The 19122-nt window shown below is 68.8% G+C and carries 18 protein-coding genes; 15 read left to right on the forward strand and 3 right to left on the reverse strand.

The annotated features are described in order from the left end of the window. Window position 1: 1 nt before the first annotated feature. From ACFVDI_RS00415 to ACFVDI_RS00425, 3 genes are all read left to right on the forward strand, one after another. A complete protein-coding gene (locus ACFVDI_RS00415) occupies window positions 2-514 on the forward strand; it encodes a GNAT family N-acetyltransferase (protein ID WP_378899164.1) in 513 nt (170 codons plus the stop codon). Beyond that, window positions 511-1311 (forward strand): HAD family hydrolase, encoded by an 801-nt coding sequence (locus tag ACFVDI_RS00420; RefSeq protein ID WP_378899166.1) that lies wholly within the window; start codon window positions 511-513, stop codon window positions 1309-1311. Before ACFVDI_RS00415 ends, ACFVDI_RS00420 begins: the two co-directional genes overlap by 4 nt. 245 nt (window positions 1312-1556) lie before the next feature. Then, a complete protein-coding gene (locus ACFVDI_RS00425; protein ID WP_378899168.1) occupies window positions 1557-2099 on the forward strand; it encodes a hypothetical protein in 543 nt (180 codons plus the stop codon). A gap of 58 nt (window positions 2100-2157) precedes the next feature. Here ACFVDI_RS00425 and ACFVDI_RS00430 read toward each other — a convergent pair whose 3' ends face one another. Then, a complete protein-coding gene (locus ACFVDI_RS00430) occupies window positions 2158-3048 on the reverse strand; it encodes a sterol desaturase family protein (RefSeq protein ID WP_328527909.1) in 891 nt (296 codons plus the stop codon). Window positions 3049-3120: 72 nt separating this feature from the next. On the opposite strand from ACFVDI_RS00430, the gene ACFVDI_RS00435 reads away from it, so the two are divergent. Beyond that, entirely contained in the window at window positions 3121-3765 is a 645-nt protein-coding gene (locus ACFVDI_RS00435) for a TetR/AcrR family transcriptional regulator (protein WP_045548258.1), read from the forward strand. A 59-nt stretch (window positions 3766-3824) separates the two neighbouring features. Next, the gene (locus ACFVDI_RS00440) at window positions 3825-5093 is read left to right on the forward strand and encodes an alpha-hydroxy-acid oxidizing protein (protein ID WP_378899171.1); all 1269 of its coding nucleotides are present in this window, start codon (window positions 3825-3827) and stop codon (window positions 5091-5093) included. A 55-nt stretch (window positions 5094-5148) separates the two neighbouring features. On the opposite strand, the gene ACFVDI_RS00445 is transcribed toward ACFVDI_RS00440, so the two are convergent. Then, entirely contained in the window at window positions 5149-7350 is a 2202-nt protein-coding gene (locus ACFVDI_RS00445) for a hypothetical protein (RefSeq protein WP_378899173.1), read from the reverse strand. 248 nt (window positions 7351-7598) lie between these two features. Between ACFVDI_RS00445 and ACFVDI_RS00450 the strand changes: the two genes are divergently transcribed. From ACFVDI_RS00450 to ACFVDI_RS00470, 5 genes are all read left to right on the forward strand, one after another. Further along, a complete protein-coding gene (locus ACFVDI_RS00450; RefSeq protein WP_378899175.1) occupies window positions 7599-8588 on the forward strand; it encodes a carbohydrate kinase family protein in 990 nt (329 codons plus the stop codon). Beyond that, complete coding sequence (locus tag ACFVDI_RS00455; RefSeq protein ID WP_378899177.1) at window positions 8585-9493, forward strand: pseudouridine-5'-phosphate glycosidase; 909 nt, start codon at window positions 8585-8587, stop codon at window positions 9491-9493. Before ACFVDI_RS00450 ends, ACFVDI_RS00455 begins: the two co-directional genes overlap by 4 nt. Window positions 9494-9567: 74 nt before the next feature. Beyond that, a complete protein-coding gene (locus tag ACFVDI_RS00460; protein WP_378899179.1) occupies window positions 9568-10956 on the forward strand; it encodes a metallophosphoesterase in 1389 nt (462 codons plus the stop codon). 20 nt (window positions 10957-10976) lie between these two features. Beyond that, the gene (locus tag ACFVDI_RS00465) at window positions 10977-12080 is read left to right on the forward strand and encodes a glycosyltransferase family 2 protein (protein ID WP_378899438.1); all 1104 of its coding nucleotides are present in this window, start codon (window positions 10977-10979) and stop codon (window positions 12078-12080) included. Window positions 12081-12254: 174 nt separating this feature from the next. Next, the gene (locus ACFVDI_RS00470) at window positions 12255-13136 is read left to right on the forward strand and encodes an alpha/beta fold hydrolase (RefSeq protein ID WP_378899181.1); all 882 of its coding nucleotides are present in this window, start codon (window positions 12255-12257) and stop codon (window positions 13134-13136) included. Here ACFVDI_RS00470 and ACFVDI_RS00475 read toward each other — a convergent pair. Beyond that, the gene (locus ACFVDI_RS00475) at window positions 13065-14372 is read right to left on the reverse strand and encodes an MFS transporter (RefSeq protein WP_378899183.1); all 1308 of its coding nucleotides are present in this window, start codon (window positions 14370-14372) and stop codon (window positions 13065-13067) included. The genes ACFVDI_RS00470 and ACFVDI_RS00475 overlap by 72 nt on opposite strands. 151 nt (window positions 14373-14523) lie before the next feature. Here ACFVDI_RS00475 and ACFVDI_RS00480 point away from each other — a divergent pair, with 151 nt between their 5' ends. The 5 genes from ACFVDI_RS00480 (at window position 14524) to ACFVDI_RS00500 (ending at window position 18923) form a co-directional block, all read left to right on the forward strand. Continuing rightward, complete coding sequence (locus ACFVDI_RS00480; protein WP_328527900.1) at window positions 14524-14898, forward strand: YciI family protein; 375 nt, start codon at window positions 14524-14526, stop codon at window positions 14896-14898. A 7-nt stretch (window positions 14899-14905) separates the two neighbouring features. Beyond that, entirely contained in the window at window positions 14906-16144 is a 1239-nt protein-coding gene (locus tag ACFVDI_RS00485) for an RNA polymerase sigma factor (RefSeq protein WP_378899186.1), read from the forward strand. A gap of 106 nt (window positions 16145-16250) precedes the next feature. Then, entirely contained in the window at window positions 16251-16616 is a 366-nt protein-coding gene (locus ACFVDI_RS00490) for a YciI family protein (RefSeq protein WP_378899188.1), read from the forward strand. Window positions 16617-16698: 82 nt separating this feature from the next. Then, a complete protein-coding gene (locus ACFVDI_RS00495) occupies window positions 16699-16968 on the forward strand; it encodes a hypothetical protein (protein ID WP_378899190.1) in 270 nt (89 codons plus the stop codon). 23 nt (window positions 16969-16991) lie between these two features. Next, a complete protein-coding gene (locus ACFVDI_RS00500) occupies window positions 16992-18923 on the forward strand; it encodes a M3 family metallopeptidase (RefSeq protein ID WP_378899192.1) in 1932 nt (643 codons plus the stop codon). The last annotated feature ends 199 nt before the right edge of the window (window positions 18924-19122 follow it).

Raw genomic sequence — 19122 nt, forward strand, 5'->3', positions numbered from 1 at the left:
CGTGACTCTTCCCACCACCATCCTCACCGAGCGGCTGACGCTGCCGTTGTGGACCCGCGCCGACGTCGACGCCATCCGAGCCACGAACGGCGATCTCGGCCGCCCGCAGGCCTGGCACCCGCAGTTCCCGCGCGTGGACGATCGCGACGCGGCGACGATGTGGGTCGAGGGCGACCCGTGGAGCTCCCGCTACATCATGCGCAACGGGACCGTTCTCGGCTCGATCGGCTTCTTCGGACCGCCCGATGCCGCGTCCGACGGCACCCCGGAGACCGAGGTCGGCTACGGCCTGGTCGAGGAAGCACGCGGCTGGGGTTTCGCGACCGAGGCGCTCAAGGGTCTGCTCGCAGGCGCCGACGAGGAGGGCGTACGCATCCGGGCCTCTGTCGAACCCACCAACGCGGCCAGCCTCCGTGTGCTCGCCAAGTGCGGGTTCACCGAGCTCCGTGGCGCCGACGAGGACGGGCATCTGGTGATGGCCCGGCCGATGCCCGGTGGCAGAATGAAGGAATGAGTACGCCGAAGCTCGTTGCCACCGACCTGGACGGCACTCTGGTCAGAGCGGACGGCTCGGTCTCGGACTTCACCCGTGACGTGCTCGTGAAGCTCGAGGAGATCGGCGTGCCGGTCATCTTCGTGACGGGCCGGCCGTTGCGCTGGACCCGTGAGCTCTTCGAGCACATCGGCAGCGTCGGCCTCGCGATCGTGTCCAACGGCGCGCTGGTCTGGGACGTCGCCATCGATCAGCCGCGGCTCACCCGTCTGATCGAGCCCGCCCTGACCGCCGAGGTGGCGGTGACGCTGGCGGCCGAGCTACCCGGTCTCGTCTTCGCGACCGAGTCGCTCGAGGGCTGGTCGTGCGAGCCGGCTTTCGTGACCCACACCTCCGACGCCCTCCGGCCCGCGAGGCGGGTCGCAGCGATCGAGGAGCTCGCCGACGAGCCGCTGATCAAGCTGCTGGCCCGGCGCCACGACGACGATGACGCCGACGAGCTGCTCGCGGCCGCGGTGGCCGCCGTCGGTGACCGGGTCAACGTCACCCACTCCTCGTTCCCGCTGCTCGAGATCAGCGCTCCCGGGGTCACCAAGGCCTCGACGCTGGAGCTGGTCTGCACCGAGCTCGGCATCTCCGCGACCGACGTGATCGCCTTCGGCGACATGCCCAACGACCTGCCGATGCTGACCTGGGCAGGGACGTCGTACGCGATGGCGGACGCCCATCCGAGCGTGGTCGAGTGCGCGTCACATCTCGCGCCCGGGCACGAAGATGACGGTGTCGCGCGGGTCCTGGCTGGAGTCTTCGGCCTGTGACTGGTTTGATCTTCGCCATGCGCCGCGTCCCCCAGCCCAGAGACCGCGCGAGCCGGGCGATGCCTGCTGCGCGTCGCCCCAGCACGCACCCGGCGGCGTTGTCGTCGGTCGACGGCCAAGGCCACTTCGTTCAGGCCTGGGCCGCCTCCCTCCTCCGCCTTGCCGTGTACGCACTGGGACGACGCTCGCGACGGCACGCCCGACTCGCGCGGTCTCTCGCTGCCCTCGCTCTTGCGGTGACAGCGGTGGTCACGACGAGCCCAGCCTCCGCCTCCGCGGCCCCGGTGACGGCTCCCGCGAAGTGCCCCGAGTTCAAGCTCAGCGACGCGGTCAAGGAGCCGCTCGTCTTCCACGCACGGGTGACCGGTCCCGGCAAGGCCACCCGAAAAGGCGGCCCGGTCGTCTACCCCGTGATGGTCGTCAAGGCACTCAAGGGCGTCATCAGCGGCAGCAGCCTGCAGGTCACCCTCAACACCGGCCCGTGCCAGCGGAAGTCGCTGACCGCCAACGAGGACTACTACTTCTTCGTGCAGCAGAAGGGCGACACGATCCTCGCCGCCGGCAGCGCCCCGCGCGTCGAGGAATACACCGACAAGCTCCAGGCGGAGATCGCCCAGGAGTTCCCGGAGGTGATCGCCCCCGAGCCTCAGCAGGTGAGCTTCAGCGAGCCGGCGTCCCCCGAGGGCGCGAAGCTCGTCGAGGTCGCCGCCCCGGGCGTCGTGCTCGTCGTCGTCGGCCTGCTCGGCCTGATCATCGTGATGATTCTGGGGCGACGGCGGTCGGCCTGACGGCCTGGATGTTCGTCTAGGTATGTAGCCGAACCGTCACATCCCTAGCGGAGCTCCACTAGGGATGTGAAGACTGATCTGCATACCTAGACGAACATTCGCGCTCCGGCGTCCACCCCGGCGGCCGGAACACATAGCTCAGCTTGAGCCGCCAGCCGTCGGCGCTGCGTACGTCGTTCCAGAGCTCGCGGAACGCGCCGTACTCCAGGCGGAGAAGGTTGTAGGTGTCGACCTTGTAGGTCAGGCCGTACGTCGGGCGCTGGACCTCCGGCTGGAAGGTGCCGAAGAGGCGGTCCCAGATGATCAGGATGCCGGCGTAGTTCTTGTCCAGGTATTCCGGGTCGGAGCCGTGGTGGACGCGGTGGTGCGACGGGGTGTTGAGCACGAGCTCCAGCGGCCGCCAGAGTCGGCCGATCGTCTCGGTGTGCACGAAGAACTGGTAGATCAGGTTGATCGAGAAGGCGATGTAGATCGCCGCCGGTGAGATGCCCAGGAACGGCAGCGGCAGGAAGAAGAAGAACTCGAACCACGGGTTCCACTTCTGCCGCAGCGCGGTCGCGAACGTCATGTACTCGCTCGAGTGGTGAGCCTGGTGCGCCGCCCAGCCGACGCGCGTCCGGTGCACGAAGCGGTGGTTCCAGTAGTAGGCGAGGTCGACGACCACGATCGAGATCGCCAGGCCCCACCACGTCTCCGGGATCTGCCACAGCGACGCGTAGGCGAAGATCGCCGCGTAGACCGCGAAGGTCAGCACCTTGAAGACGGTCATCGACACGATCGACCCTGCGCCCATCAGGATCGAGGTGCGGGCGTCCTTGAAGACGTAACCGGCCAGGTTGTCGTCGTGGTCGAGCCATTTCAGTGCTGCCAGCTCGATGAGGATCGAGAGCGCGAAGAACGGGATGGCGTACGTCAACGGGTTCTTGAGCGGGTCGAGCATGTCGTTCATGGGGGACCTCCCAGGGATATGACCTTTGAGTAAGTTACCTCAAGGTCATATGCCGCCGCTAGACTCCAGGACATGTCACGGGCCAACGCTGGAACCAAGGGCGTCCCACGCGCCGACCGCGAGCTGCAGATCGTGCGAGCCGCCTGTGAGGTCTTCGGCACCGTGGGGTTCGCCAAGGCGTCGGTGGCGGGGATCGCGGCCGACGCCGGCATCTCGAAGCCGTTGGTCTACCAGTACTTCGGCTCCAAGGAGGGTCTCTTCTCGGCTTGCCTCACCCACGGGGCGGAGCTGCTCGCCAGCGATATGGAGCGCGTGGCCGCCGACGACTCGGTCGGCCTCGAGCGCGGTCTGCGCACCCTCGACGGGATCTTCCGCATCCTCGAGCCCCAGCCGTGGCTGTGGCGGCTCTTCTTCGACCGCACCGCCCCGGAGTCGGGCGACGTCGCGGCTGCTCGGGCGTTCTACACCGACCGGATCACCCGGCTCGCGATGGAGGGCGTCGGCGAGCTGATGGCGCTCGTCGGTGACGACGACCCGCTCGACGTCTCCGCGATGACCGCCGTCTGGATGAACGTCGTCGACACGCTGGTCACCTGGTGGCTCGACCATCCCGAGGTGACGCCGAGCCAGATGACCGAGCGGTGCTACCGGCTCATCGTGGCGCTCTCCGGGGCCGAGCCGCCCGCTCAGATCGTCGCGGACCCGGCTGCTCGCTAAGCGGCCGGGCAAATTCCCGCCATGGCGGGAAAATGCCCGCCGCGAGTAGCCTACGCGGCGTGAGCATCGGCAGAGACCTCCAGTCCGCGATCTTCCGCAAGGGCCTGTTCGGCCACCGTCCCGTGGTGCCGACCGAGCCCTCGGTGCTGGCCGACGCCGCCCGCCGGGCCATGAGCAAGGAGGCCTGGGCCTACGTCGACGGCGGAGCCGGGCAGCAGCGCACCGTCGCCGCCAACACCTCGGCCTTCGACCACTTCCGGCTGGTGCCCCGCATGCTCGCCAACGTGGAGAACCGCGACCTGCGCACCACGCTGTTCGGCGTGGACATGCCGGCGCCGCTGATGCTCGCCCCGGTCGGGGTGCTGGAGCTCGCCCATCCGCGCGCCGAGCACGAGGTGGCCGCGGCGGCCCGCGCGACGGGCATCCCGATGGTGATCTCCACCCAGGCGTCCGTCCCGATGGAGGAGGTCGCCGAGGAACTCGGCGACACCCCGCGGCTCTACCAGCTCTACTGGTCCAAGGACGAGTCGATCGTGGAGTCCTTCGTACGCCGCGCCGAGGCCATCGGCTCCCACGCGCTCGTCGTCACGCTCGACACGCACATGCTGGGGTGGCGTACGCGTGATCTCGATCTGGGCTACCTGCCCTTCGCGAGGGGCCTCGGGATCGCGCAGTACACCTCCGACCCGGCCTTCCGCGCCCTCGTCGAGGAGCGGCTGGCGACCGGGCCCGGGACGAGCGTGCGACCCGGGTTTCGGGAGATCCCCTCGGCGCTCACCGCCGTGGCCTCGATGGCCCAGCACCACCCGGGCAAGCTCGTCGACAACCTTCGCTCCGGTCATGCCCGTGCCGCGGTCGAGACCTTCCTCGACGTCTTCTCCCGCTCCGACTTGATCTGGGACGACCTGGACCGGCTCCGCGAGATGACCGACCTGCCGATCGTGCTGAAGGGGCTCCAGGCGGCCGATGACGCCCGCCGCGCGCTCGAGCACGGCGTCGACGGGATCATCGTCTCCAACCACGGCGGCCGCCAGGTCGACGGCGCCATCGCCTCGATCGACGCGCTGCCGAGCATCGTCGACGAGGTCGACGGCCGCATCCCGGTGCTCTTCGACTCCGGCATCCGCTCCGGCGCCGACGTCCTCAAGGCGCTCGCCCTGGGTGCCGACGCGGTCCTCCTCGGCCGTCCCTACGTCTACGGCCTGGCCCTCGCCGGCGCTGCCGGTGTCCAGGCCGTCGTGGAGCACATGCTCGCCGAGCTCGACCTCTCCCTCGGCCTGGTGGGCTGCCGCTCGGTCGACGAGATCGGCCGCGAGCTCCTCGGCTGAAGCCCTGGTCGTGCTGGGAGCGCCGCCGAGACGCTCCCAGCACCACCACGTCGGATCAGATCGCCTTCGGGTACGACGTGACGGTCTTGGACGTGTACCCCGCCCGTGAGCCGATCACGGTCACGGTGACCTGCTTGCCGTTCCAGGCCCTGCTGAGGAACAGCGAGGCCGACGTCCCCCGCTTCACGACCGTCCCGTTGATCTTCCAGACGTACGTCACCGACGACGGGGACGGCGACCAGGTGCCCCGCACAGCGGTCACGGTGTGGCCGTACTCGACGGTGCCCTTGAGGTAGGGGCGCGGAGCGGTGAACGTGCCCGCCGCGACCGTGGCGGTCTTCGCGCTGGTCACCGTCTTCGTCGTGTAGCCCGAGCGGGCCCCGACCACGCTCACCGTGATCTGCTTCCCCTTCGCCGAGGCCGGGACGACCAGCTGGTTCGAGCTGCTCGACTTGATCGTCGTGGTGCCCGCCTTCCAGACGTACGTCACCGTGCTCGGCGTCGGCGTCCACGTGCCCCGCGACGCGGTCAGGGTCTTGCCGACCTTGGCGGTGCCGCTGATCGTCGGCGTCGGCGCGACGAACGTGCCGACGACCTTGACGACCTTGGTGGTCGACCACTTCGGCGCGCCGGGGAAGGCCTGGTAGGTGTAGGTGAGCGTGTGCGAGCCGACGGCGAGCTTCTTCGCCGGGATCGTCACCGACTTAGTGCGAGCGTCGAACGTCGCGGCCCCGAGGACGGTGGAACCCACGCTGACGGTGACCGCGCCGTACGGGGTGGCCGCGTCCGTGCTGAGCGTGATGGCGGAGGTGTAGCTGCTGCCGTAGCTGTAGGAGGAGCCACCGCTCACCGTGATCGCCGGCGGGGTCGCCACGACGCTGTCGCTGCTCGCCACATCGAAGACGTAGGTCGAGGTCTGGCTCCAGTTCCCGGCCTTGTCGACCGCGCAGGCGACGACCCGTCCCTCGAGGTACACCGCACGTGAGTCGGGCGTGTAGGAGAAGCCGGTCGCCGCGGTCGCGGGGGACGAGGTCCCGGTGCCGCACGATGCGCTCGAACCTCCGGAGATCCGGTAGGCCTCGACGTCGGAGCCGCCCCCGCTGATCCAGAAGTAGCCGGGGATCCCGGCGCCCCCGCGGGGTTCGCCCGCGACGTAGACGGCCTCGCCACCGACGACCGGGGTGATCGTCGGGGGTTCCGGGTCGGTGCGATCCACGCCGAAGGTGCAGTGCGCGGGTCCGCTCACCTCGCCGTAGCCGTCCCGAGACGTGACCCAGAGGTCGTACAGGGCACCGTCCGCGAGCAGGTCGGGCGGGATCCTGACGGCGATCCGGGCGTCGGCGTACTGCTCGGTGGCGGTGAGCTCGAAGAGCGGCGTGCTCTCCGGCGACTGGCCGGTCGGGAAGACCTGGAAGGTGGCGGTCACCTTCTCGGAGTTGGCGTGGTGCGGGGTGTCCGGGTCGGCGACGTACGCACTGGCGTAGATGTCACTGTTCAGCCACTGCGGTGTCGAGGTGCACGGCTCGGTGCCCGGGTAGAACGTGCCGACCTGGAGGTCGGCCGGGGTCTCGGGGGCGCGGTTGAAGACGATCCGCAGGGTGCCGCTCTTGACCTGGTTCCAGCCGCAGGACATGCAGGTCTCGTCCGCCGCCTTGAGACCGATGGTCAGGGAACCGTCGCCGGACGCGGCCTGCTTGGCGAGGTCGGTGGCGTCGAACCCGAAGTAGCCGTTCCACGCCCGAGTGCCCTCGCAACCGCTGGCGGCGTACGTCTCGACGCCCATGGGGCTCTGGGACCAGTCCGCGTCCCGGTAGAGCTCGAGCGCACCCGGTCGGCAGGTCTCCTTGTCCACCCAGGCGAGGTCGGCCCGGACCTGGAACGTGGCTGACTCGATGTCCTCCGGGGCGAGCTCCGCCAGCACGCTCTGGTCGAAGTCCCAGACCATGCGCTGGCTCGAGGGAGTCTCGCCGCAGGCGTCGATGATCACCGTGCCGTAGTCCTCCTCGGGGTCGACCTCGGCCGAGTCGCAGAAGCCGACCCAGGTCCGGTCGTCCCACGGGTCGAAGGTGGTCGAACCCGAGACGGAGTTGTGGACGGTGCCGCTGGTGGCGTACTCGAGCGTCGGGACGATGGGGCTGGGTTCGTCGGCGGAGGTCTCGGCCGTTGCCGGTGCCGGGGTGAACGTGAGAGCCGCACTCAGCACGGCGGCTGCCGTCGAGGCGGAGATCAGCGCGATCCTGCGCCGATGTGGAGACATGTGTGCTGCCTTCGAGACGAGTCAGCGCCGGCGACGGCGCTGCCGAGGTGGGGGTGTGGCCGGGCGACCCTGAGCAGATACCCCATGAGGCGTATTCGCGCCGGACCGGCGGAATCTAGCATCCGCGGCGCGTCGCTGTCCGGCGGTACGTGACGAACCGCGCATGAGAGCAGGGACACGTCCGAGCCGCGCCATGTTCATACTTTATGAGGGGGCGCGATCCGAGGACCCCACCTACGATTCAGGTGATGAGTCCACACCCACCGCCAGACATCGTCGTGATCGGCGGCTCAAACATGGATCTCCACGCTCGTGCGCACGAGCAGGTGGTGATGGGTTCGAGCATGTCCGGGTCCGCCGGCCTCTCGCCTGGTGGCGTGGGCCGAAATGTGGCCGAGAACCTCGCCCGGCTGGGCGACGCGGTGGCGCTGGTCTCCGTCGTCGGTGACGACCCGATCGGTGACGAGGTGATCAGCTACACCGAGGACGTCGGCGTCGACTGCACCTACGTCCGCCGCCGGGCAGACGTACGCACCGGCACCTACAACGCCGTGCTCGACTCCTCCGGTGAGCTGGTGGTCGCCGTGGCCGACATGGCCGCGACCGACGAGTTCTCCCCGCTGGTCGTGGAGGCGGCCCGCGACCTGATCAAGAATGCTCGCGGGGTGCTCGTCGAAGGCAACATCCCGGTCCGCACGGCCGAGGTGGCGATCGACCTCGCCCACGAGTTCGACGTGCCCGTCGGCTTCGACCCGGTCTCGGTCTCGAAGGCGAGACGGGCGCGCGACCTGATCCGCGCCGACCGCGAGCTCTACCTGGTCACGCCCAACCAGGCGGAGCTGGCCGCGCTGACCGATCTGCCCGCCGGCACCGACGCGGAGATCGAGAAGGCCGTCCATGCCCTGCACGACCGGGGTGTCGGCGTCGTCTGGGTGCGTCTCGGCGCCCGGGGTTCGGTGATCAGCTACAACGACGTCTACCAGGAGCTCTCCGCGGTGCCGACCGACGTCGTCGACGTGACCGGCGCGGGCGACGCGATGCTGGCCGCGTTCACCCACGAGCTGCTCCGTGACGTCGACCTGGTCGAGGCGGCACGGTTCGGGCACGCCGCGGCCGCGCTCACCTGCGGCACCCACGACACCGTCCGGATGGACCTCAACGAGAGCCTCGTCAGGGATTGCGCGGGCGGGCGCGCAGCAGGCGACCCTGTCCGCGCAATCCCTGAGGAGCTGGCGTGAAGGTCCGGCTCACCGAGGAGGTCGGGGTCGCGCTCGCCGAGGGCCGCCCGGTCGTCGCGCTGGAGTCGACGATCATCAGCCATGGCATGCCCTATCCCGACAACGTCAAGATGGCCACCGAGGTCGAGCAGATCGTGCGTGACAACGGAGCCGTGCCGGCGACGATCGCGCTGCTCGACGGCATCCCTCGCGCCGGCCTGTCCCACGACGACCTCGAGCTGCTCGCCTCCGACCCCGACGTGACCAAGGTCAGCGTCCGCGACCTTCCCTACGTCGTGGCCCGCGGTCTGCACGGTGCGACCACGGTCGCGGCCACCATGCGCCTGGCGGCCATGGTCGGGATCAGGACGTTCGTGACCGGTGGGCTCGGTGGCGTACACCGGGGGGCGTCGACGTCCTTCGACATCTCCGCCGACCTGACCGAGCTCGCCCGCACCCAGGTCGCGGTGGTGAGCGCCGGCGTGAAGTCGATCCTCGACATCGGGCTCACCCTCGAGACGCTGGAGACCTACGGGGTGCCCGTCCTGGTCAACGGCAGCGACGAGTTCCCGGCCTTCTACTCCCGCAGCTCCGGCTTCGCGGCGCCCCTGCGCATCGACGGTCCCGATGAGGCGGCGAACGTCATGAAGGCCACCTGGGACCTGGGTCTCCCCAGCGGCCTGGTCGTCGCCAACCCGGTCCCCGTCGCCGACGAGATCCCCGCCGAGGTGATCGGGAAGCACATCGACCAGGCACTCGCCGACGCCGAGGCGCGTGACATCCACGGCAAGGACATCACCCCCTTCCTGCTGGCCCGGATCGTCGAGCTGACCGGCGGAGACTCGCTGGCGACGAACATCGCGTTGGTACGTGACAACGCAGCCTTCGGCGCGCAAATGGCGGCAACCTACGCTGCGAGCGCCTAACTTCTCACCACTCGTTCACCCTGGAGACACCGCAGGCGGCCTAACGTCTCGTCTACCTATGCGTTGATCCTCCCGTGACCGTCAGCCCCCACTCCGGCCCCGCTCGCATCGGCCCGTCCCGGCGCACCCTGCTCAAGACCGGCCTGATCGGTGGCGCCGGTGTCGTCGCCGGCCCGATGCTGTGGACCCAGGCGGCCAGGTCGGCCGCACCGGCCACCGGCGTACACCTGTCCTACGGTGCCAACCCGGTCAGGCAGATGAACGTCTCCTGGTCGACCGCCGGTTCGGTGCAGGCGCCGCGACTCGATCTCGGCATCACGCCCGACTACGGCCTCACGCTCCGGCCGGAGTCGCTCTCCTCGATCCGCGTCGACAGCGTCTACCACCACGTCGACCTCAGCGACCTGAAGCCGGGGACGCGCTACTACTACCGGCTCAGCCACGACGGAGGTACGCCGACCAGGGGCTCGTTCACCACCGCCCCGAAGGGCAGGGAGAGCTTCCGCTTCGCCGCCTTCGGTGACATGGGTGTGGCCGAGGACGCCGCCCGCAACGTGAACCTCATCCGCCAGCAGGGCGCCGAGTTCGCGTTCGTCGTCGGCGACATCGCCTACGCTGATACCGGCGGCCAGGGCAAGAGCGGCGAGCTGCAGCAGGACTTCGGGGTCTGGGACGAGTTCCTGACCCAGATCCAGCCCAGCGCCAACGCGATCCCGTGGATGACGGTCGTCGGCAACCACGAGATGGAGAACGGCAACGGCGAGCTCGGCTACGACGGCTACCGCGCCCGCTTCCGCCACCCCGGCAACGGTGCCGGTGGCGGAGAGGAGACCTACTCCTTCGTCCGCGGCAACGTGGCCTTCATCGCCCTCGACGGCAACGACGCGACCTACGAGTACACCCGGAACGCGGGCTACCTCGGCCAGACCCTGGACACCTGGCTCGAGCAGCGGCTGGCCGACTTCCGGGGCCGTGACGACATCGACTTCATCCTGGTCGGCTTCCACCAGTGCGCCTACTGCACCAACATCGCGCACGCCTCCGACGGCGGCATCCGCGACCGCTGGGAGGCGCTCTTCGACCGCTACCAGGTCGACGTGGTGATCAACGGTCACAACCACTGCTACGAGCGCACCCACCTGATGCGCGGCGGCAAGCCCGTCCAGGAGGCGCCGCGCGGCTCCAGGGTCAGCACCAACGAGGGGACCGTCTACATCACCGCCGGCGGCGGTGGTGGCTCGACCTACCCCGACGTCCTGCCGGTGCTCTCCTACTACACCGACAAGTTCGGCCTGAAGATCCCTGAGCCGACCACCTACCGCGCCGTCGGCGACGCGACCCACTCGGTCGCGTTCTTCGATGCGCACCCGCGCGACGCCCACGGGCAGGCGAAGCTGGACCTCGAAGTCATCGCCACCGACGGGTCCGAGGTCGACACGCTCACCATCACTAGGTCGCGTTGATGCAGACCCAATTAGAGTTGATGGGCGTGGGGGGATTCAGGAGGAGGAAGCCGAGACTGCTCAGCGTCGTCGTGCCCGTCTACAACGTGGCCGGCTACGTCGCCGCGAGCCTCGACAGCATCCTTCGTCAGCCGCTGCGTGAGGTCTGTGCCATCGAGGTGATCGTCGTCGACGACGGCTCGACCGACGGCTCGACCGAGATCGTCAAGGACATCGCCGCCCAGGACCATCGGGTCACGCTGATCACCCAGCCCAACTCCGGAGTCTCGAGAGCCCGTCACACCGGGATCGAGGCCGCCACCGGTGACCTGCTCACCTTCGTCGACCCCGATGACATCCTGCCGCGCGACGCGTGGAGCTCGATGATCAAGACGCTGCGGCGTACGGGCTCCGACTTCGCGGTCGGCTCCGCCGAGCGCCTCACGGTCGTGAACGGCGAGGAGCGGAGGTACGTCACCCCGCTGATGCGCCGCAACCACACCCGCACGCGCCTCAGATGCCAGATCGAGGACGCGCCGCTGATGCTCGCGGACGTGTTCGTGTGGAACAAGATCTTCCGGCGCTCCTTCTGGACCGACAACGACATCACCTTCCCCGAGCGCACCCGCTACCAGGACCAGGTTGCCCTGACGCAGGCGTTCCTGGCCGCCCGGGCCTTCGACGTCCTCACCGATGTCGTCTACGACTGGCGGGTCCGCTCCGACCTCTCCTCCGCCACCCAGAAGCGTGCCCAGATCGCCAACCTCGTCGAGCGGATCACCACGAAGCGGCAGACCGTCGAGCTCGTGGCCGCAGCCGGATCGGAGAGGCTGATGCGGACGCTGCGTGCCGAGATCCTCCCGATCGACATGTGGGAGCACTTCCGGGCGGCGGTCAACCCCACCACCGAGGACCCCGACCGCTACTGGTCGCTGCTGCGCGGCGTCGTCCTCGAGCTCTGGTACGACGCCGGCGTCCCGTTCGAGGAGACCACCGTCCCGCGCGGCCAGCGCCTGATGGCCTGGTTGGTCGCGCGCGACCGCCGCGACGACCTCGCCGATCTCATCGAGATGATCGACGAGCGGGGTCCGGCCAAGGCGATCGAGGCGTTCGCCGCCGCCGAGGACCTTCCTGTGGGGCTATGAGTGCCCCGGTTCCACCCGACACCCATGGGTGTATCACTCGGCCCTAGTGGCTCAGGGACTTAAGACCCCCGATATACCCAGATGCGCGGGGAATTGGGCGATTCCCGTTGCACGGGGGTTCCCCGGGGGGCAAGGTGTGGGCACCCCACGTCATTGCTTCGAGGAGCCCACTGAATGCCCAGCGTCCAGCTGTCGGCCGGTCCGATCGATTTCGACGATACCGGCGGTGACGGCCCTGTCCTCGTACTCCTCCACGGAGTGCCCATGGACGGCCGTCTGTGGCGTCGTTCGATGTCCTATCTCGGTGGGTTCCGGGTGATCCGGCCGACGCTGCCGCTCGGTGGCCACCGTAAGCCGATGAACCCCGACGCCGACCTCAGCCAGGTCGGCGTGGCCAACATCCTCGGTGACTTCCTCGACGCGCTCGACCTCCACGACGTCACTCTGGTCCTCAACGACTGGGGCGGCGGACAGTTCCTCATCAACCAGGGCCGCACCGACCGCATCGGGCGGCTGGCGCTGGTGGCGTGCGAGGCCTTCGACAACTACCCCCCGAAGGCGGCCAAGCCGCTGGCGGTGCTCTCCAAGGTGCCGCCGCTGTTCACCGCCGGGCTGCAGCTGTTCCGCATGCAGAGCTTCCGACAGGCCCGCGGCGGTTACGGCGGGATGTCGGTCGACAAGGAATACCACCTCTACGACGACCTCGTGCACGGCTGGTTCGCCCCGGCGCTGACCGACAAGGCGATTCGCCGCGACTTCATCAAGTTCGCCGGCGGCGCGCCTGGGCGCGCCGAGCTGCTCGAGCTGGCCGAGGGTCAGCAGAAGTTCACCAAGCCCGTCCTCGTGGTCTGGGCCGACCAGGACACCCTGATGCCCGCGGAGCATGGTCCGCGCCTGGCCGCGCACTATCCCGACGCGCGCCTGGAGATCGTCAAGGACTCCTCCACGCTGGTGCCGATCGACCAGCCCGAGCTGCTCGCCGGGCTACTTCGTGAGTTCGTGCTCGGCGGGCGCGGGCCGGTTGACCCGGTAGGCGAGGAAGCTCGGGACCAGTAGCGCGCACAGCGCGATCCCGAGCAGGTTGAGCAGGCCACCTCCGGTGGTCGCGATCGCGGTGCCGACCACGGCTGCCGCGCCTCCGTGCAGGACGTCGGCCACTCGCGGGCCACCCGCGACGACGACCGTGAAGACCCCCTGCAGCCGGCCGCGTACGTTGTCGTCGGCCGACGACTGCAGGATCGACATCCGGATGGCCGCCGAGGCCACGTCGGCGGCGCCGGCGACCATCATGAAGAGCACGCCGAGACCCAGCATCAACGTGGTGAAGTGGTCCGCGAACGTCACGGTGACCCCGAACAGGGTGATCCCGAGGGCCCATACGGCGATGCACCAGATCACCACCCGCCCCTGGGCCTCGATGCGGGAGACCCAGCCGGAGAAGATGCCCCCGATCACGGCGCCGGCCGGGATGGCGGCGAAGAGCAGCGCGAACGCGATCCCGCCCTCCGAGGGCCCGCCGAAGGACTCGTGCGCGATCTGTGGGAACAGTGCCCGCGGCATCGCGAAGACCATCGCGATCAGGTCGACCACGAAGCTCATCAGCAGCACCGGCTGGTGGCGCAGGTAGGCGAAGCCGTCCCACACCGACCGCAGCCCGGGCACCTTCGAGCCGGCGCCCTCGACGGGGATGCGTGGCAGCAGCACGACCGCGTAGAGGGTCGCGAAGAGCGTGACGGTGTCGATGGCGTACAGCCAGGTGAACCCGGTGAACGGGAGCATCACCCCGGCGACCAGCGGACCGGCGATCGCGCCGGCCTGGAAGACGGTCATGTTGAGCGAGTTGGCGGCCGGGAGCAGGTGCGTGGGCAGGATCTTCGGGAGCAGCGAGTTCCGGGTCGGCTGGTTGACCGCGAAGAAGGCCTGCTGCACCGAGAAGAGACACAGCAGCGCCCACACGTTGGTGTTGCCGAGCGCCGACTGGAGCCAGAAGAGCGCGCTGGTGGCGATCAGACCGGTGGTCGAGACCATCAGGATCGTACGCCGGTCGAAATGGTCCGCGAGCGCGCCGCCGTAGAGGCCGAACACGACCAGCGGGACCAGTCCGAAGACGCCCGTCAGCCCGACGTACGCCGAGGAGCCGGTGTCCGCGTAGATCTGGGCCGGCACCGCGACCACGGTCAGCTGGGCGCCGACCATGGTGATGATCCCGGCGATCCACAGACGCCGGAAGTGCGGCTCCTGGAGGGGGCGGGTGTCGGCGACGGCACCCTTGAGCTTGTCGGCGATGCTCACTTCTGCGGGGCCTTCAACATGGTTACCCATGCTAAGCGAATGAATTTACCTGGAGAAATTCTGAAGTGGGGTGTCGGATACCGACGTAGACGTTCGTAGCAAGGGTGAGAGGCGGTCATCGAGGCCGTCCGAGACGAAGGAGTGAGCAACCATGGCCAAGTACCTGATGTCCGTCTGGGGTCCCGACTCGGACTACGAGAAGGAGAACTACGGCTACGCCTCGCAGGAGGAGATGATGGCCTCGTTCGAGGCGACCGGGAAGTTCAACGACAAGCTCCAGCAGGAGGGCTACTTCGTCTTCGCCGACGGCCTCGACGCCGCGAAGACGGCGACCGTCGTCGACGGTCAGGGCGAGAAGCCGATCATCACCGACGGCCCCTATGCAGAGGCCAAGGAGTACATGGCGGGCTTCTGGATCATCGACGTCCCCGACCTCGATGTCGCGCTCAAGCTGGCCGCCGAGGCCTCGGCGGCGTGCCTCGGCAAGGTCGAGGTGCGACCGATGCAGACCGGCCCCGAGGCGTGACCCGCCGTTGATCGAGATCGACGAGGCGATCACCCGGGCCCACCACGAGGAGTGGGCGCGGGTGGTCGCCAGCCTCACCCGCCGCTTCGGCGACCTCGACGTCGCCGAGGATGCCGCCGCCGAGGCGTTCACGATCGCTGTCGAGCGCTGGCCGCTCGACGGCGTACCCCCCAACCCCGGCGCCTGGCTCACCACCACCGCCAACCGCCGCGCGATCGACCGGATCCGCCGCGAGTCCAAGCGTGACGACAAGCAGAAGGAGGCCGTCGCGATGCACGATGACACCCCGCACGAGCCTCTCGGAGCGATCGAGGACGACCGCCTCCGGCTGCTGTTCACCTGCTGCCACCCCGCGCTCGCGCCCGAGGCCCGGGTGGCGCTGACGCTGCGTATGGTCGGCGGCCTGACCGTTCCCGAGATCGCCAAGGCCTTCCTGGTCCAGGAGACCACGATGGGCCAGCGGATCACCCGCGCGAAGAACAAGATCAAGGCCGCCCACATCCCCTACCGGGTTCCGGAAGCGGCTGATCTCCCGGAACGGGTGAGCGGTGTCCTGGCGGTCCTGTTCCTGGTCTTCAACGAGGACTATCTCTCCTCCGGTGACCACGACAACGCCGTACGCGGCGACCTGACCGCCGAGGCGATCCGGCTGACCCGGCTGGTCCGTGCCCTGCTTCCTGACGACGGCGAGGTCGCCGGCCTGCTGGCCCTGATGCTGCTGATCGAGGCGCGGCGTACGGCTCGGGTCTCGGCGACCGGCGAGCTGGTCCGGCTCGACGAGCAGGACCGCGGCTCCTGGGATCTCGCGCTGATCGCCGAGGGGCACGCGCTGGTGCGGGAGCGGCTCGGGGTCGTCGCCAACGGCGGCCCGCGGCCCGGGCGCTACCAGATCCTGGCCGCCATCAATGCCGTCCACACCTCGGTGCGGGACGCCCGTGACACCGACTGGTCCCAGATCGTCGCGCTCTACGACCAGATGCTCCGGGTCGACGCCTCGCCGATCGTCCGGCTCAACCGCGCGATCGCCGTCGCCGAGCTGGACGGCCCCGAGGTCGCGCTCGCCGAGATCGACCGGCTCGGCCTGGAGGACTACCACGCCTTCCACGCCACCCGGGCCGACCTGCTGCGCCGGCTCGGCCGCAGCGGCGAGTCCCGCGCCGCGTACGACATGGCCATCGAGCTCGCCGAGAACGCCGCCGAGGTCGCGCTGCTGACCAGACGGCGAGACCAGCTCGGGCGCAGCTGAAGGAATTTCGCCCGAGGCTGTCGGATCGGGGTAGGTGCGTTCGTAGAGGAAGTGAGTGGCGGTCACCTGACCGCCCTGAAACGAATCCCGAGACGAGGAGAGACGAATGCCGGAATACATCATCGCGTTCAACGACGAGTGGGTCGCCGAGCACACGCTGGAGCAGCTGCGCCACAAGCGCGACACCTCGATGGCCGTGACCAAGGAGATGAAGGACGCCGGGGTCTTCGTCTACGGCAACGGCGGGATCGACGCCTCGACCGCTCTGTTCAGCGTCGAGCTCGGCGCCGACGGCGAGCCGGTCTTCACCGACGGTCCGTACGTCGAGACCAAGGAGCACCTCGGCGGATTCTTCGTCATCGACGTGCCTGACGACGATGCGGCGCGCTACTGGGCCGGCCGGATGTCGGTCGCGCTCGACTGGCCGCAGGAGGTCCACCGCTTCCCCAGCATGGACCGTTTCGACGATTAGGACGACCTGGATCGGAGCCCTGGCGGATGCCCGCTAGGGTACGTCCGCTGTGCTCGTTCGTGCCCGTTGCCCAGGAGTTTGGTTGCTTCATCACGGTGGTCGTCGGACCCAGCGCTCCAACGGGGCCTACTGCGCGAAGGGCGCCCGGCTCCGTGTCCACAAGGGGCCGCACCAGGGCAAGATGACCGTCCTGCTCGGCTCGACGAAGGTCGGCACGGTCAACGCGTGGTCGAGCACGACCGGGTGGAAGTGGGTCTCCGTCCGCCGGACCACCACTGCCTGCGGACGGCTGTGGCTGGCACCGCTGACGTCTGCTCCGGTGCAGATGACGAGGAACTACATCCTCTACTGACAGGGTCGTGGCAGGCTTGCCGCATGAGTACGCCAGAGCCGCTAGCCCTGCCCGACACCGAGGCCGCAGAGGCCTGGGTCAAGGAGCGTACGTCGGCGACGCTGACGCATGTGCGCGAGCTTGCTGAGCAGCTGCGGGCCGCACCGCCGAGCGAGGCGATCGAGGTGCTGAAGGCCTGGGACCAGCTCTCGCTCGAGCTCGGTTCGCTCGGCGGGCTGGCCGGTCTGCTCGCCAACGTGCATCCTGTCGAGTCGGTCCGCACCGCGTGCGAGGACACCGAGGTCGAGGTCGACCGGCTGCGCACCGAGCTCACCCAGGATCAGGCGCTCTACCAGGTCTTCGCGGAGCTGCCGGCGGAGCAGACCGAGGCGCTCGACCCGCTCGCCGCGCGGCTCCTGGAGAAGACGCTGCAGGACTTCACCCGCGCCGGCGTCGACCGTGACGAGGCGACCCGCGCCCGGCTCACCGAGATCAACGAGCGCCTCACCGAGCTCAACCTCGAGTTCGCGCGTGTGACCAGGGACGACGTACGCATCACCACGGCCACGCCCGAGCAGCTGGACGGGATGCCGGCCGACTGGCTCGAGGCGCACCCGGTCAACGACAAGGGGCTCGTGGAGATCACCACCGACTACCCCGACGCGCTGCCGGCGCGGATGTTCGTCAAGGACCCGGCGATCCGTCGCGCGGTCACGGTGGCCGGGCTCGAGCGCGGCTGGCCGCACAACGACTCGGTCCTCAAGGAGATGTTCGCGCTGCGCCACGAGCTGGCCAACCTGGTCGGCTACGAGGACTGGCCCGCCTTCGATGCCGCGGTGAAGATGATCGGCGAGGGGGCGGCGATCCCGGAGTTCATCGACAAGATCGCCGGCGCCGCCGAGGGACGGATGAAGCGCGACCTCGAGGTGCTCCTCGACCGCTACGAGCGCGACGTCCCGGGAGCCAGCGCGGTGTCCGCGGCCGACGCGCTCTACTACGAGGAGCTGGTGCGTCAGGAGAAGTACGACGTCGACAGCCAGGTGGTGCGCACCTACTTCGACTTCGCCAAGGTGCACCAGGGGCTGCTGGACGTCACCGGGCGGCTGTTCGGACTGCGCTATGAGCCGGTCTCCGACGTGGTCACCTGGCACGAGGACGTCAGCGTCTTCGACGTCTATCGGCAGGACGGCGCGGAGCGTCTCGGCCGCATCCATCTCGACCTCCACCCCCGCGAGGGCAAGTACAAGCACGCCGCCCAGTTCGACCTGGCCCCTGGGGTGGCGGGACGGCAGCTCCCCGAGGGCGTGCTGGTCTGCAACTTCTCCCGCGGCCTGATGGAGCACGACCACGTGGTGACCCTCTTCCACGAGTTCGGCCACCTGATCCACCACGTCCTCGGTGGGCAGGGCGAGTGGGCGCGGTTCTCCGGTGTCGCAACCGAGTGGGACTTCGTCGAGGCGCCAAGCCAGATGCTCGAGGAGTGGGCCTGGGACGCCGACGTGCTGCAGACCTTCGCGACCGACGAGGCCGGCGAGCCGATCCCGACCGACCTGGTGGCGCGGATGCGGGCCGCTGACGACTTCGGCAAGGGTTACCACGCGCGGCAGCAGATGTTCTACGCCGCGATCTCCTACTGGTTCCACAAGGAACAGCCCGAGGATCTCACCAAGCGGCTGCAGGAGCTGCAGGCGGCGTACTCTCCCTATCCCTATCTCGAAGGCACCCACTTCTTCGCCAACTTCGGTCACCTGGGTGGTTACTCCTCGGGGTATTACACGTACATGTGGTCACTGGTGATCGCCAAGGATCTCTTCAGCGCTTTCGACCCGGACGATCTGTTCGATCCCGAGGTGGCCGGGCGTTATCGCGATCTCGTGCTGGCTCGCGGTGGTGAAGAGGATGCGGCCGATCTGGTGGCCGATTTCCTCGGCCGTCCCTACGGTTTCGACGCCTACGCCGCCTGGCTGGTCGCCTGAGACCTGGCATAAGCAACGGCAAATACGGGTACGTCCGCTGCGGAGATGTAGCAGGCTCGGGGTGTTGGGTTTTCGTAAAGGTTGATGCATTTTGCGTCCGTTGGAGCGGCAAACTTGCGTCTTGAGCCTCGCTGGGTAAACGTCTCTAAAGCAGAGGTGCCTGTTGCGCGCGCCACTCGGGACTGCGCGTCGATTCCCA

This window comes from Nocardioides sp. NPDC057767, from assembly GCF_042798275.1.
Classification (GTDB): domain Bacteria; phylum Actinomycetota; class Actinomycetes; order Propionibacteriales; family Nocardioidaceae; genus Nocardioides.

Bases quoted from the DNA above. Each gene is read 5' to 3' on its own strand.
- ACFVDI_RS00465 (WP_378899438.1), top strand. From the start codon at position 10,977: ATGGGCGTGGGGGGATTCAGGAGGAGGAAGCCGAGACTGCTCAGCGTC.
- ACFVDI_RS00500 (WP_378899192.1), top strand. From the start codon at position 16,992: ATGAGTACGCCAGAGCCGCTAGCCCTGCCCGACACCGAGGCCGCAGAG.
- ACFVDI_RS00470 (WP_378899181.1), top strand. From the start codon at position 12,255: ATGCCCAGCGTCCAGCTGTCGGCCGGTCCGATCGATTTCGACGATACC.
- ACFVDI_RS00420 (WP_378899166.1), top strand. From the start codon at position 511: ATGAGTACGCCGAAGCTCGTTGCCACCGACCTGGACGGCACTCTGGTC.
- ACFVDI_RS00445 (WP_378899173.1), bottom strand. From the start codon at position 7,350: ATGTCTCCACATCGGCGCAGGATCGCGCTGATCTCCGCCTCGACGGCA.
- ACFVDI_RS00480 (WP_328527900.1), top strand. From the start codon at position 14,524: ATGGCCAAGTACCTGATGTCCGTCTGGGGTCCCGACTCGGACTACGAG.
- ACFVDI_RS00435 (WP_045548258.1), top strand. From the start codon at position 3,121: ATGTCACGGGCCAACGCTGGAACCAAGGGCGTCCCACGCGCCGACCGC.
- ACFVDI_RS00490 (WP_378899188.1), top strand. From the start codon at position 16,251: ATGCCGGAATACATCATCGCGTTCAACGACGAGTGGGTCGCCGAGCAC.
- ACFVDI_RS00430 (WP_328527909.1), bottom strand. From the start codon at position 3,048: ATGAACGACATGCTCGACCCGCTCAAGAACCCGTTGACGTACGCCATC.
- ACFVDI_RS00450 (WP_378899175.1), top strand. From the start codon at position 7,599: ATGAGTCCACACCCACCGCCAGACATCGTCGTGATCGGCGGCTCAAAC.